This is a genomic window from Streptomyces sp. SKN60 (genome assembly GCF_026236535.1).
Lineage (GTDB): Bacteria > Actinomycetota > Actinomycetes > Streptomycetales > Streptomycetaceae > Streptomyces.
In genome coordinates, this window is sequence record NZ_JAHTMW010000021.1 from 114316 (window position 1) to 127820 (window position 13505).

Below are 13505 nucleotides of genomic sequence, written 5' to 3' on the forward strand. Positions count from 1 at the left end.
CGCGCCTTGACCGGGTCATTGGTCCAGGCCAGTGTGTGCGCACCCCGGGACCGACACTCCACGGCGCCGTCGAGCGTTCGTGCGGGCGGCCGGTCCCCGCCATCCCCCGACTTCCTCTGGAGGTGCGGTGCGTACCCGAATCCGTTTGGTGGCCTCGCTGGGCGCGGCACTCCTCGGCGCGGCGACTCTGGTCGCCGTTCCCGGACCCGCGCAGGCCGCGAACCTGCTGACCAACCCGGGCTTCGAATCCGGGACCCTGTCCGGCTGGAGCTGCACGGGCGGCCTCGGCTCGGTCGTCTCCAGCCCCGTGCACAGTGGCTCCAAGGCACTGGCCGGCGCGGCGAGTTCGAGCGACAACGCCAAGTGCACACAGACCGTCGCGGTCCAGCCAAGCACCACGTACACCCTGTCGGGGTGGGTCCGCGGCAACTACGTCTACCTGGGCGTCGACGGCGCGTCCGAGACGTGGACCCCGTCCGCGTCCTCGTACACCCAGCTGACGTACTCCTTCACCACCGGTGCCTCGCAGACCAGTGCGACGATCTACACCCACGGCTGGTACGCGCAGGGCACCTATTACGCCGACGACATCAGCCTCGACGGTCCCGGTGGGGGTGGCGGCGGTGTCGACACGCAGGCGCCGTCCGCGCCGGCGAACCTCCAGTCGACCGGCAAGACCTCGTCGAGCGTCTCGCTCTCATGGAGTGCCGCCACCGACAACGTCGGTGTGACCGGTTACGACGTCTACCAGGGCGCCACCAAGGTCTCCACGGTCACCGGGACCAGTGCCACCGTCTCCGGTCTGTCCGCGAGCACCACGTACAGCTTCAGCGTGAAGGCCCGGGACGCCGCCGGGAACGTGTCGGGCGCTTCCAACAGCGTCTCCGTCACCACCGGCGCGAGCGGCGGAGGAGGCGGCACCGGCTTCAAGCAGGCGGCCCCCTACCTCTACCTCGGCTGGGGCAACCCACCGAGCGCGACCTCGGTGATGAGCTCGACGGGGATCAAGACCTTCACCATGGCCTTCATCCTCTCCTCCGGCGGCTGCAACCCGGCCTGGGACGGCCAGCGCGCGCTCACCGGCGGCACCGACCAGAGCACGATCAACGCGATCCGCAACGCCGGCGGTGACATCGTCCCGTCGATCGGCGGCTGGTCGGGCAACAAGCTCGGTCCGAACTGCGCCACCGCGACCGACCTCGCCGGCGCGTACCAGAAGGTCATCGACGCGTACGGGCTCAAGTCCATCGACGTCGACATCGAGAACACCGACGAGTTCGAGAACGCGGCCGTGCAGGACAAGATCCTCACCGCCCTCAAGACCGTCAAGGCCAACAACCCCGGTCTCAAGACGATCCTGACCTTCGGAACCTCCACCACCGGCCCGAACTACTGGGGCAACCGCCTCATCGACCAGTCGAAGGCACTGAACGCGAACATCGACGTGTTCACCGTCATGCCCTTCGACTTCGGTGGCGGCAGCGACATGTACGGCAGCACCGTCAACGCCGCCAACGGCCTGAAGAACAAGCTCAAGTCGACCTTCGGCTGGGACGACGCCACCGCGTACGCCCACGTCGGGATCTCGGGCATGAACGGTCTCTCCGACCAGCAGGAGACCACCTCGCCGACGACCTGGACGCAGATCCGCGACTGGGCCAACACCAACCACATCGCCCGGCTCGCCTTCTGGGCCGTCAACCGCGACCGGCCGTGCCCCGGCGGCGGTGTCACCTCCAACTGCTCCGGCATCAGCCAGACCGACTGGCAGTTCACCAAGATCACGGCCGGCTTCACCGGCTGACGACCGCCGGGCCCGGCCCGAGCCGTCCCACTCGGGCCGGGCCCGGCCTCCACCGTGCGTACGAGCGAAGGAGAATCATGGACAGAAGGATGTTCCTGGCCGGTGGTGCCGCCGCGGGCGTCACCGTCGCCCTGGCGGGCGCCGGCCTCTGGACGGCGCGCCCCGCGCAGGCGTCGGCGATCGGTACGGGCTGGAGCGAGGTCAGCGGCGCCTACAAGGTCCACCAGCCGCCCAACGTGACCCGGCACACCGCCGACAGCACCGGCCTGCACCGCTTCTGGCTCTACGATACCGATCCCAGCACCTTCCCCGGTCAGGACTCCGGACCGCGCAGCGAGCTCCGCTTCCTCGACGAGTACACCTCGGGCTCGGCGCAGTTCGAGTGCGACATGAAGATCAGCTCGGGCGCGCACAACGTCTGTGTCCAGCAGGTCTTCGGGGGCGCCACTGCCGCCACGGCGTTCATGGCCCTGGCGATGAACACCAACAGCATCAACCACTACGGCACCACACTGATCCACTCCCCGGTGTATGACCAGTGGATCCATCTCAACGTCGTGCACGACGCCGGCGCGGGCAAGGTGTACGTCTACGTCAACGGGCAGTTGAAGAACACGTTCAACGACCGTGGTGACAACACCCATTATTTCAAGTGCGGGATCTACGGCCGCGCCGGCATGTCCCCGTACTCGGAGGTCTTCGTCAAGAACATCCATCTCTACCGCAAGAGCGGCGGCGCCTCCCCATCGCCGACCCCGTCTCCGACGTCCACGTCCACCTCCAGCCCCTCACCCACGCCGACCCCCACCGGGACGACCACATGGGCGGCCGGTGTCGCCTACCGGGTCGGCGACCGCGTGACGTACGCCGGGCTGCTCTACTCCTGCCTCCAGGCGCACACCTCCCAGCCGGGCTGGGAGCCGCCCAACGTCCCCGCGCTCTGGCAGCGCGTCTGAGGCACGCCGCGGGCCCTGCCTCCCCCCATGGGGCAGGGCCCACCTCGTCCGGTCGCCACCACGGGCGCGGAACACCCCATTCCCACACGTCCCCACAAGTCCTACGCTGAGCGATCACCTGCCGGTTACAGGACGTGAAGGGGTGGGACGCACACCTTGGTGCTGAACTATCAATTACTGGGCCCCATGCGAGTGTTCGCCGGAGCGGAGGAGATCGACACCGGCCCCGCGAAACAGCGCGCGGTGCTCGCCATGCTGCTCTGTGCCGACGGTGCCTACGTCGCCCGCCGGGACATCGTGCGGGGCGTCTGGGGCACTTCCGCCCCCGCCACCGCACCCCAGGTGGTGGTCTCGTACGTGGCCCGGCTGCGCAAGGCCCTCGAACCGGACCGCGCCCGCCGCTCCAGGGCCACCGTGCTGCTCTCGCGGGGCGACGCGTACGCCCTGCCGGCCGGACCCGGAGACGTGGATGCGCGGCTGTTCGAGCAGGCGTGGCAGGCGGCCCGGACCAGGCGGGCCGAGGGTGACCTCGACGGCTGTGCCCGTGAGTTGGAGCGCGGGCTCGCCCTGTGGCGAGGGACCGCGCTCGACGGAATACCGGGCCCGCACGCGGAGCGGCAGCGACGCCGCCTGGAGGAAGTGCGCCTCGCCGGTCAGGAGGAGCGGTACGCCCTGCTGCTCGAACAGGGGCGGCACCACGAGATCGTGCCCGAACTGTCGGCCCTGGCCGCGGCCCACCCCTTCCGGGAACGCGTCCGGTCCCTGCTCATGCTCGCGCTCCACCGGGCCGACCGGCAGGCGGAAGCCCTCGCCGTCTTCCAGGACACCTGGCGCACCCTCGTCGAGGAGGCGGGCGTCGAACCCGGGCCCGAACTCCGCGACCTGCAGCGGCGCATCCTGGAAGGAGATCCCGGGCTGCGGCCCACGGGTCCCGTCGCCTTGGCCGTGCGCACGGTCACCTCGCAACTCCCCGCCGACACCTCGGACTTCGTCGGCAGGCGCAGCGAGCTCGTCGAGATCAGAAAGCTTGCCGGCCGCACCGGCGCCCGGCCGCCGGCCAGGAGCCCCGGTGCGCCAGCCGCGGGCGGCACCGTACCGAGGATCGCCGTCATCACCGGCCCCGGTGGAATCGGCAAGACCACGCTGGCGGTCCACGCCGCGCACCAGCTCGGTGTCCGCTACCCGGACGGACACCTGTACGCGAGGCTCGACGGCGACCGGGACCACCCGGTGCGCCCGGAAGCCGTCCTCGGCCGGCTGCTCGAAGACCTCGGAGTCCCCGCCGACCGGATACCCGCCGGTCTTGAGCGCCGCACCGCCCTGTACCGCACCGTGACCGCAGGCCGGCGGCTGCTCCTGCTGCTCGACGACGCCCGCCGGGCCGCGCAGGTACGACCGCTCCTTCCGGCGTCCGGAGACTGCCTGGTCCTGGTGACCAGCCGGTCCCGGCTCACCGACCTGTCCACCAGAACCGTGATGCGGTTGAGCCCCCTGGACCGGCAGGAGGCACGCGGGCTGCTCCGTCAGGCGGTGGGTGCCGGCCCCGTCGACGGCGAGCCCGCGAGCGTCGAAGACGTTCTCCAGGTGTGCTCCGGACACCCGCTGGCCCTGCGCGTGGTCGCGGCCAGGGTCGCCGGACGGCCGCCGGGAGCCTTTGGGTCGATCGCCCGCAGACTCCGGGACGAGGAGCGCCGACTGCGTGAACTGGCCGCGGGGGACCTCGCGGTGGCGAGCAGCCTCCAGGCCGGCTACGACAGCCTGCCGGACGCCGAAGCCAAGTCCGCCTTCCGGCTGTTGAGCCTCCTCGCCGTGCCGGACCTCGGCGTGTCCGACGCGGCCGCCGCCCTCGGCGTGACCGACCACTGTGCCGAAGGGCACTTGGAGGCCCTGACGGACTCCCATCTCCTGGAGGTCTTCCTGCCGGACAGCGGCGCCGGCGACCAGGAGCCGTCCGTCCGAGTCGAGCGCCACCGCTACCGCTTCCACGACCTGCTCAGGGTCTTCGGCCGTGGCCTCAGCGGCGGCCTGGGCCGGGACACCTCCCTGAACGTGATGCTCGGCAGACTCACCCGCGGCCACCTCGCCGCCGTCCACGCCGCAGACCTGCTCCTCCGCCCCGGCCACAGCGCCGGGAAGGACTACCGCGGCGCCGAAACCCCGTACGTGGAGCATCACTTCGCCGATGCGGAAGAGGCCCTCGCCTGGCTGGAGGAGGCGCGCGGCACCATCCTGGGGGCGGCACTGCAAGCCGCCGCCACAAGTGCGGTCTCGCCTGCCGTCCTCGCCGAACTGACCACCCGGCTCCGGGGGTTCCTCCAGCGCTGCGGCCACTGGCGGGACTGGGAGAACCTGGCGCGGGAGACCGTACGCCTCGCGCGCGCCGAACCCGACCCCCTCGCGGAGGCGACCGGCCGGCTGGAACTCGGCACCCTGGCCGCCGCCCGCCAACGCCTCGACGAGGCCAGGGACGAACTCCGCACCTCCACCGACCTGTTCGCCGCCGCGGGCGACACCCGGGGCGAGGCGCGGGCCCTGAACAACCTCGGCCTCGTCCATCTGGAACGCGGCGAGTACGCCGAGGCCGCCGCCTGCCTGGAACGGGCCCTGGGCCTCCACCGCTCCGCCCACCAGGCCGCCGACGCCGCCATCGCTCTGGACAACCTGGCCCTGCTCCACCTCCGCCAGGGGTCCCTCGACCGTGCCGAGCAGGCCTGCGCGGACGGGCTCGCCGTCCACGACGACATCGGCACACCGGAATCGGCCGCGGCCACGCTCAACATCCTCGGCCTGATCCGCTGCGGCCAGGGCCGCCACGCCGAGGCCGTCGACTGCCAGGACAGGAGCCGCGCCCTGGCCCGCGCACAGGGCAACGTCTACCGCGAGGCGTACGCCCTCCTCGACGCTGCCACGGCTCACCGCGCCCTGGGGCGGTGCCGGGAGGCCGTCGAGTGCGGCGAACAGGCCCTGGACCTGCGTCTGCGACTCGGCGACCCGCACGGCATCGCCACCGCGTTCACCGAACTGGCGACGACCCTGGACGCGGCGGGCCACCCGGACCGCGCCGAGGCCTGCCGTTCGGAGGCACGGGCCGCGCTCGACGCAACGGCGGGGTGAGTGTCCCGCCGGAGGGCGGTCGTCGTGCTCAATGGCCTCTCCAAGCGGGGGTGTCGGGGTCTCCGCGTGCCGTGAAGAATCACGCTCCTCACCGAGGCCGGGGCGGAGCCGAGACGCGCTTCGCCACCGTCTCGGCCCTTCGGCGCGCCGTCATCGCGTGCGTGCCCTCGCCCCCGAGGACATCGTCCCCTCTCAAGCACGGGATCCCATGAGTTACGACGCCTTTCAACCCCGGCAAGCCTCCTTCCCGCACCATCAGACCTCCCCACAGGCCCGGGTGGGTCCGTCCCCGGTGGACCCGTCCCCTTGCTTCGCGCAGATCCAGGCCGATCCGGCGATCGGGAGACCGCGTGCCGCACGCCCGGCCCATCGTCGCCGTGCTGGCCACCGTCTTCGGCTTCTACCTGCTGAACTCTCTGCTCGCCACGGCGGTGCCGGGTCTCCTGGCCGTCCGGCTGCTCGGAGCCGTGAACGCGGGCATCGGCCTGGTTCTGCTGCTGAGCGCCCTCAGTCTGGCGGCGACGCACTGGTACGCACGTCATTCGCGGAAGCATGACCCGCTGGCCGCCCAGGTCCGCGTCTCGTTCGAGCGGGAGGGCCGCCAGTGATCGCGTACGTCCGTCTCCCGGGCGGCGAGGAGTCCTTCCCCGTCGTCGCGGTCTTCATCGTCTTCGTCGTCCTGGCGATGTTCCTGGCGTTGTGGCTGACCCCGGAACGGGACACACCCGGCGACTTCTTCGTCAGCGAGCGACGGCTGTCCGCGGTGCGCAACGGCTTCGCGATGTTCGGCGACTACGTCTCCGCCGCGACGGTCCTCGGCACCCCGGGTCTGCTCGCGCTCACCGGGTACGAGGGATCGTCTACCTCACGGGCCCGATCGTCGGCTGCGTCATCCTCATGTTCCTGCTCGCCGAACCGGTGCACAGCACGGGCCGGTTCACGATCGGCGACAGCCTCGCGCAGCGGCTCAGGCCCAGGCCCGTGTACGTGGCGTCGAGCGTCTCCACGCTGGTGAGCTGCTTGCTCTATCTGATCGTTCAGATGGTTGGTGCGGGCTCGATCGCCGCCTCGATCCTCGGCATCCCCGGAGTGGTGCCGCGACGGGTGGTCGTCTGCGCCGTCGGCATTCTGATGATCACGTACGTGCTGATCGGTGGGATGCGTGCCACCACCGCGATGCAGATGATCAAGGCCGTGCTGCTGCTGATCACCATGGTGTCGCTGGCCGTCTGGGTCTTGGGCCGCTTCGGCTTCGACCCGAGCGCCCTGCTCGCGGCCGCCGCCGAAACCCGCGGCGGGGGCCAGGACCTCCTGCGCCCGGGCGCGCGGTTCGGGGGTGTCGGCGGAGGGTCGGCTCGGTCCGGGACACCCGGGAGCCCGGCGGGGCCCCGTACGCGGAGACGGAGGTCCGCGTCCTCAGCGGAGCCGAAGGCCGGGACTGACCGCGACCGGGGAACCACGAAACGAGCGGCCTCCGTCGATTCGACGGAGGCCGCTCCGGTGCTCCGGTGGGGAGGGGTGGTCAGCTCGCTGTCAGGGACGGCTCGTTGTCGGCGTCGATCACGCCGGCCACGTCTTCCGCCTCCTCCTCCTGCCGGTACGTCTCGCTGAGTACGAGGACGCACACACAGGAGACCGCCGCCGCGAGGCCCAGGAAGCCGGCCACCGGCACGAACGAGTCGTACTTCGCGTACAGCCAGGTCGCGACGATCGGAGTGAACGCGCCGCCCAGCATCACGCCGAGCTGGTAGCCGAGCGAGGCACCGGAGTAGCGCACCCGGGCGGTGAACAGCTCCGAGAAGAAGGCCGCCTGCGGGCCGTACATGCAGGCGAAGAGCAGTTGCCCGACGACCAGGGCGAGGGTGACCAGAGGCCAGCGCTCGGTGTTCATCAGGACGAACGCGGGGTACGCCCACAGGCCCATGCCGAGCGCGCCCGTCAGGTACACCTTGCGCCGGCCGATCCGGTCGGAGAGGGCGCCGAAGGCCATCAGCGCGGGGATCTGGAGCGCGGCGCCGACGAGGACCGCGTTGAGCAGGGTGCTCTTCGGCATGCCGAGGACCGTGGTGCCGTACGCCAGCATGTACGTGACGAAGAGGTAGAAGCCCGCGCCGACGATCACGACCGCGCCGGCGGCGAGCAGCACGTTCCGGGGGTGTCTGCGCAGCACCTCGACGACGGGGGAGCGGGAGGTGCCGGACGCCTCGCGCTCCTCCTTGACCTGGCGGCTGTCCTCCGTCTCCTCCAGCTTGAACTGGGCGAAGATCGCCACCACGATCAGCGCGATGCTGCACAGGAACGGCACCCGCCAGCCCCATGCCGCGAACTGCTTCTCGCCGAGCGCGGACGTGGTGACCAGGAAGACCAGGCTGGAGAGCATCAGCCCGGCCGGAACGCCCAGCTGCGCGAAGCTGCCGTACAGGCCTCGCCGCCCTCGCGGGGCGTTCTCTGTGGCGATCAGCACCGCCCCGCCCCACTGGCCGCCCACGGCGATGCCCTGAAGCAGTCGCAGCACGACGAGCAGCAGCGGCGCGGCGACGCCGATGGCGTCGTACGTCGGCAGCAGCCCGATCACCGCCGTCGAGCCGCCCATCAGGAACAGTGCGGTCACCAGCGCGGGCTTGCGCCCCACCCGGTCGCCGAAGTGCCCGAAGACAATTCCTCCGAGTGGACGCGCGACAAAACCGATCGCGAACGTCACGAAAGCCAGCAGGGTGCCGACCAGCGGATCGGAAGCCGGGAAGAACAATTTGTTGAAGACCAGGGCGGCAGCCGTGCCGTAGCTGAAGAAGTCGAACCACTCGATGGCCGATCCGGCGCTGCTCACCATGATGATTCTGGGGAGCGAGGCGGATTTCCCGGCAGAGCGGGCAGGGGGCTGGGACATGTGCGACTCCGGAATGCGGGAGGCGACGGTGCCGTCGCTTCTCTCGGCGGGGATGACACGAAGATGGAGTGTCGTGGACCACAGCACCACCTCCACTTGGAGAGGGTGGATCGCGGCACTCGGTGCCTTCCGGTGCAAATTCCTTCGGTGCGGAACAGTACGGCCCAGTGCGAAAAACCTCTCCAACTGGGGGAACTCCGCTCTTTTACAGGGGAACGGAGTGTCATACGTTGCTCTCCTCTTTCGCATCCGCATGCGGCGGATTTCGAGAATCCGAAGGGAGTGCGATGTGTTTTACGCGCGAGTAGCCGGCATGGAACCGGTGTCACGGTCCGAAGGGTCCGCCAAGGACGTCCTCGGTGAGGTGGAACTCTTTTTCCAGCGTTGTTCCTGGTGCCGCACCACGACCGTCCGGCGGCTCCTCTGCCCGGCCTGTTGGTCCACCGATCTGGTGGCGGAGCGCAGCGAGGGCGTGGGCGTCGTGACCCCCCGCCGTTACGGCCCCACGACGCCGGAGACCGTGTGGCCCGTGCGGATGCAGGAAGGGTTCGTCGTGCGCTGCCGGGTCGACGGTCCGCCGCACGCCGTGCGCCCCGGGGTCCGGGTCCGGCTCGCCAGGACGGCCGCCACGATCACGGTCCCCAGTGGTCGGATCATCCGACGCGAACCCGTGGTCCGGCTCTGCGAGGACGTCCCCCTGGACGGCTGGATCCGCGGCGCGGGTTGAGCGTCCGTCCAGGCGGGTCCACTCTGGATGCAGAGACCGGGGGCTGGTCACACGGTGCGGGACGGCAGGGTTCGGTCATGGCACAGACAGGCGGCGCGGACGGCACGACGGAACCGGACGACGGCCCGGGCGGGACACGCGGACTGCGGTTCCCCGCTGTGGTGTGCGTGGACGCACGGGGTCGGGTGACCGCCTGGGCGCGAGGTGCCGAGCTCCTCCTCGGCCACCGCTCGGACGAGATCGTCGGGCGCCCCCGCGCGGAGCTCTTCGACGGACCCGTGCCCGACCCGCCGAGTCGGGCCCTCACCGAAGGGCGCCAGTGGAGCGGTCGCGTGGCCCTGCGGCACCGCGACGGGCGGCGCGTGGACGCCGACGTCTATGCCGAGCCCGTGCGCGACGCGACGGGCGACACGGCATGGGTGCTTCTGATCGGCGAGCCCGGCGTGCCCGGCGAGCAGCGACGGCCCCCCGGCCAGGGAGCGGCGGACGACGCTGAGGCGACGGCGCTCATGAGCTTGGCGCTCGACCAACTGCCTCTGGCTCTGGGCGTGTTCGATCAGAACAACCACATGGTGGGAGCCAACGAAGAGGCGTACCGAGCCATGGCCGTCACGGCGGAGAGCGCCCTCGGCCACCGGCTCGGGGAGGTCGGCTCCGCACCGCCCTACCATCGCCTGGAACAACTGGCGGCCCAGGTGCTGAGCACCGGGGAAGCGGTGCGGGTACGGATCTCCGGCAGCGCCCCCGAAGCCGGCCGCAGGCGCGTCTACTCCAACTTCGTCTACCCGCTGAGAGACGGCGACGGCAGGGTACGCGGCACGTCCATCGCCGCCCTCGACATCACCGACCAGGATCTGGCCCGGCGCAGGCTCTCCCTCATGAGTGCGGCCGGGGAGGGCGTGGGCACCACCCTGGACGTCATCCGGACCGCGCAGGAACTGGCCGACGTGGCCACCGAGCGGTTCGCCGACTATGTGGGCGTCGACCTGCTCGACTCCGTGCTCCGCGGCCTGCCGCCGGAACCAGTGGGCAGCCGTGCCGCCTCGACCTACCACCGCATCGCCCAGCGGTCCGTCCTCGACGGCTTTCCGGAATCGGCGATACGTACCGGGCAGCCGGACTTCATCGCCCCCGACTCGCCGATGGAACTGGCCCTCCGTACGGGGCGCGCCCTGCGGCACCGCATCACGGACCCGGACATGCGGCGGTGGCTGGACCAGGAGCCGGCCCGCGCCGAGCGGGCCCGGACGTACGGGATCCACTCGTACCTCGTCGCACCGCTGCTCGCCCGGGGCACCACCCTGGGCCTGGTGATCTTCCTGCGGCACCGGACTCCCGAGCCGTTCGACATGGAGGACCTGCACCTGGCCGGCGAACTCGCCGCCCGGGCCGCCCTGGCGATCGACAACGCACGCCAGTACACGCTGCAACGCAACACGGCCCTGACCCTCCAGCACAGCCTGCTGCCCCGGCACACGCCCCGGCAGGGGGCCGTGGACGTCGCCTTCCGCTACCTGCCGGGTAGCGCCGACGGCGGGGTGAGCGGCGACTGGTACGACGTGATCCCGCTGCCCGGCGCACGGGTCGCCCTGGTCGTGGGCGACGTCGTCGGCCACGGCGTGCACGCCTCCGCCGCCATGGGGCGGCTGCGCACAGCGGTCCGGACCCTGGCCGACCTGGACCTCCCGCCCGACGAACTCCTCACACACCTCGACGACCTCGTGGTACGGGGCGACCAGGCACCGGCAGAAGCACCCGGACAGGAGCCGACCGACGGCCCCGCAGCCGGCGAAGTGGGCGCCACCTGCCTCTACGCCGTCTACGATCCGATCTCCCGTACGTGCACGATGGCCCGCGCCGGCCACGTGGGCCCCGCCGTCCTACGCCCCGACGGCTCCCTGGACTTCCCCGAACTGCCCGCGGGCCCGCCCCTGGGCCAGGGCGACGACCTTCCCTTCGAGTCGACGGAACTCGACCTGTCGCAGGGCAGCGTCCTCGCGCTCTACACCAAGGGCCTCGTCCAAGGGGCGGACCTGGACGCCGGGCTCGTCCCGCTGCGCCGCGCGCTCGCCGAACCGGCGGAATCACTGGAGGACATCTGCGACGCCGTCCTGGACGCCTCCTTCACGGGCCCGCCGTGCGACGACATCGCCCTGCTCGTCGCCCGGACCCGGGCGCTCGACGACTCCCAGGTCGCCGCCTGGGACATCGACCCCGACCCGGTGGAGGTCGCTCGGGCCCGCAAACTGGCCACGGAACAACTCGGCCTCTGGGGCCTTGAGGAGACCGCGTTCGTCACCGAACTCATGGTCAGCGAACTCGTCACCAACGCCATCCGGTACGGCCGACCGCCCATCAGCCTCCGCCTGATCCACGACGGCGGCCTGGTCTGCGAGGTCTCCGACGGGAGCAGCACCGCACCGCACATGCGCCGGGCCCGCACGTACGACGAGGGAGGACGGGGACTGCTGCTCGTCGCCCAGCTCAGCGAACGCTGGGGGACGCGGCACGCGGCGAACGGCAAGACCATCTGGGCGGAACAGCGACTGCCCGCCGATCTGTGAACAGACGGGCGGGCAGGTGCGCATGGGCCGGTGGAAGCCGTGCCCCGGCCTTTACGGGGGGACAGGAACGGATTGCGAGGAGGGGCGGTACCGTTCCGGGCCGGGGCACGGCGGTTCAGGGGGTCACGGCAGTGGCCGCGACCGGGCAGTCCAGCGGCCGCCGCGCCGCTCGACCTCGACGGGCCGGCCGAAGCAGGCCGTCAGGCGCGTGCTGGTCAGCACCTCGTCGACCGTGCCGCGGGCCTGTACCCGGCCCTCACGCAGCAGCAGCGCGTGGCCCGTGCTGCCGGGCAGCTCCTCCAGGTAGTGGGTGACCGTGACCGTCGCCAGTTCCGGTCGCCCCCACGCCAGGCCCCGCACCGCGTCGATCACGTCCTCCCGCGACGGCAGGTCGAGCGCGTTGTACGGCTCGTCGAGCAGGAGCAGCTCCGGGTCGCACATCAGGGCCCGCGCGATCAGGATCCGGGCGCGCTGGCCGCCGGAGCACACGCCGTACGGGCGGTCGACGAGGTCCTTGCAGTTCAGCTCGGCCAGCAACTCATGGGCCCGGTCGCGCGTGGCCGGATCGTACTCTCGCCACAGCGGCTGCACGGTCCCGGTCGCCCCGGTCAGGACGACGGTGTGCGCGGTTGCCTGGTGCGGCACCTCCTGCATCGGCGAGACGAAGCCGATACGGGAGCGCAGCGCGCGCAGGTCCACGCGGCCGACCCGGTGGCCGAGCACGTCCACGGTGCCGCTGTTGGGGTGTCCCTGCCCGCCGATCAGCCGCAGCAGGGTCGTCTTGCCCGCGCCGTTCGGTCCGAGCAGCGCCCAGTGCTCGCCGGCGAGGACCCGCCAGTCGACGCGGTCCAGGAGGACCTGACCGGTCGGGTGGCGCAGCACGCTCACGCCGGCCAGCTCGGCCACGGTGCGGGTCATGCGGGCACCACCCCGGCTCCGACGTGTGCCCTGACCCAGTCCACGACGTCGTGCGTGGGCGTCCCGGGGGTGAAGACGCGGGCGACACCCATGCGCTCAAGGGGGCCGATGTCCGCCTCCGGGATGATGCCCCCGCCGAAGACCGTGATGTCGGCCGCGTCCCGCTGTTCCAGCAACTCGACGACCTTGGCGAACAGGGTGAGATGGGCGCCGGACAGGACGGACAGGCCGATCCCGGCGGCATCCTCCTGGATCGCGGCCTCCACGATCTGCTCGGGCGACTGGTGCAGGCCCGTGTAGATCACCTCGACGCCGGCGTCCCGCAGCGCCCGGGCGATGACCTTGGCCCCGCGGTCGTGTCCGTCCAGGCCGGGCTTGGCCACAAGGATCCTGAGGGTCAGGGGAGTTGTCGTCATCTGCGTCACCTGTTCCGGCGTGTCCATCAGAAGGTTTCGATGGGGACGTACGTGCCCCACACCGCGCGCAGCGCGTCGCAGACCTCGCCCACCGTGGCCCGCGCCTTGAGCGCCGCCTT

General features: G+C 71.3%; 10 protein-coding genes. 7 read left to right on the forward strand and 3 right to left on the reverse strand.

All coding sequences use genetic code 11. The annotated features are described in order from the left end of the window. The first annotated feature begins 127 nt into the window (after window positions 1-127). The 5 genes from KV205_RS29430 to KV205_RS36595 all read left to right on the forward strand — a co-directional run bounded on the left by KV205_RS29430 (window position 128) and on the right by KV205_RS36595 (window position 7485). Entirely contained in the window at window positions 128-1804 is a 1677-nt protein-coding gene (locus KV205_RS29430; protein WP_265867758.1) for a carbohydrate binding domain-containing protein, read from the forward strand. 77 nt (window positions 1805-1881) lie between these two features. Next, window positions 1882-2760 carry a carbohydrate-binding protein gene (locus tag KV205_RS29435; protein ID WP_265867760.1) on the forward strand — a complete coding sequence of 293 codons (879 nt, stop codon included), beginning with the start codon at window positions 1882-1884 and terminating at the stop codon, window positions 2758-2760. Between the two features lie 186 nt (window positions 2761-2946). Beyond that, on the forward strand, window positions 2947-5874 hold the full coding sequence (locus tag KV205_RS29440) for a BTAD domain-containing putative transcriptional regulator (protein ID WP_265867762.1): 2928 nt from the start codon (window positions 2947-2949) through the stop codon (window positions 5872-5874). Window positions 5875-6224: 350 nt separating this feature from the next. After that, window positions 6225-6482 carry a DUF485 domain-containing protein gene (locus KV205_RS29445; protein ID WP_265867763.1) on the forward strand — a complete coding sequence of 86 codons (258 nt, stop codon included), beginning with the start codon at window positions 6225-6227 and terminating at the stop codon, window positions 6480-6482. A gap of 289 nt (window positions 6483-6771) precedes the next feature. After that, on the forward strand, window positions 6772-7485 hold the full coding sequence (locus KV205_RS36595; RefSeq protein ID WP_374214741.1) for a hypothetical protein: 714 nt from the start codon (window positions 6772-6774) through the stop codon (window positions 7483-7485). On the opposite strand, the gene KV205_RS29455 is transcribed toward KV205_RS36595, so the two are convergent. Next, a complete protein-coding gene (locus tag KV205_RS29455; RefSeq protein ID WP_274710986.1) occupies window positions 7397-8704 on the reverse strand; it encodes an MFS transporter in 1308 nt (435 codons plus the stop codon). The genes KV205_RS36595 and KV205_RS29455 overlap by 89 nt on opposite strands. Window positions 8705-9125: 421 nt before the next feature. On the opposite strand from KV205_RS29455, the gene KV205_RS29460 reads away from it, so the two are divergent. Both KV205_RS29460 and KV205_RS29465 read left to right on the forward strand, forming a co-directional pair. Then, entirely contained in the window at window positions 9126-9488 is a 363-nt protein-coding gene (locus KV205_RS29460; protein WP_265867766.1) for a zinc ribbon domain-containing protein, read from the forward strand. A gap of 77 nt (window positions 9489-9565) precedes the next feature. Then, window positions 9566-12052 carry a SpoIIE family protein phosphatase gene (locus KV205_RS29465; RefSeq protein ID WP_265867767.1) on the forward strand — a complete coding sequence of 829 codons (2487 nt, stop codon included), beginning with the start codon at window positions 9566-9568 and terminating at the stop codon, window positions 12050-12052. A 123-nt stretch (window positions 12053-12175) separates the two neighbouring features. Here KV205_RS29465 and KV205_RS29470 read toward each other — a convergent pair whose 3' ends face one another. Together KV205_RS29470 and KV205_RS29475 are read right to left on the reverse strand one after the other, a co-directional pair. Then, entirely contained in the window at window positions 12176-12970 is a 795-nt protein-coding gene (locus tag KV205_RS29470; protein WP_265867769.1) for an ABC transporter ATP-binding protein, read from the reverse strand. Further along, the gene (locus KV205_RS29475; RefSeq protein ID WP_265867770.1) at window positions 12967-13386 is read right to left on the reverse strand and encodes a cobalamin B12-binding domain-containing protein; all 420 of its coding nucleotides are present in this window, start codon (window positions 13384-13386) and stop codon (window positions 12967-12969) included. The genes KV205_RS29470 and KV205_RS29475 overlap by 4 nt, the downstream gene beginning before the upstream one ends. Window positions 13387-13505 lie beyond the last annotated feature (119 nt).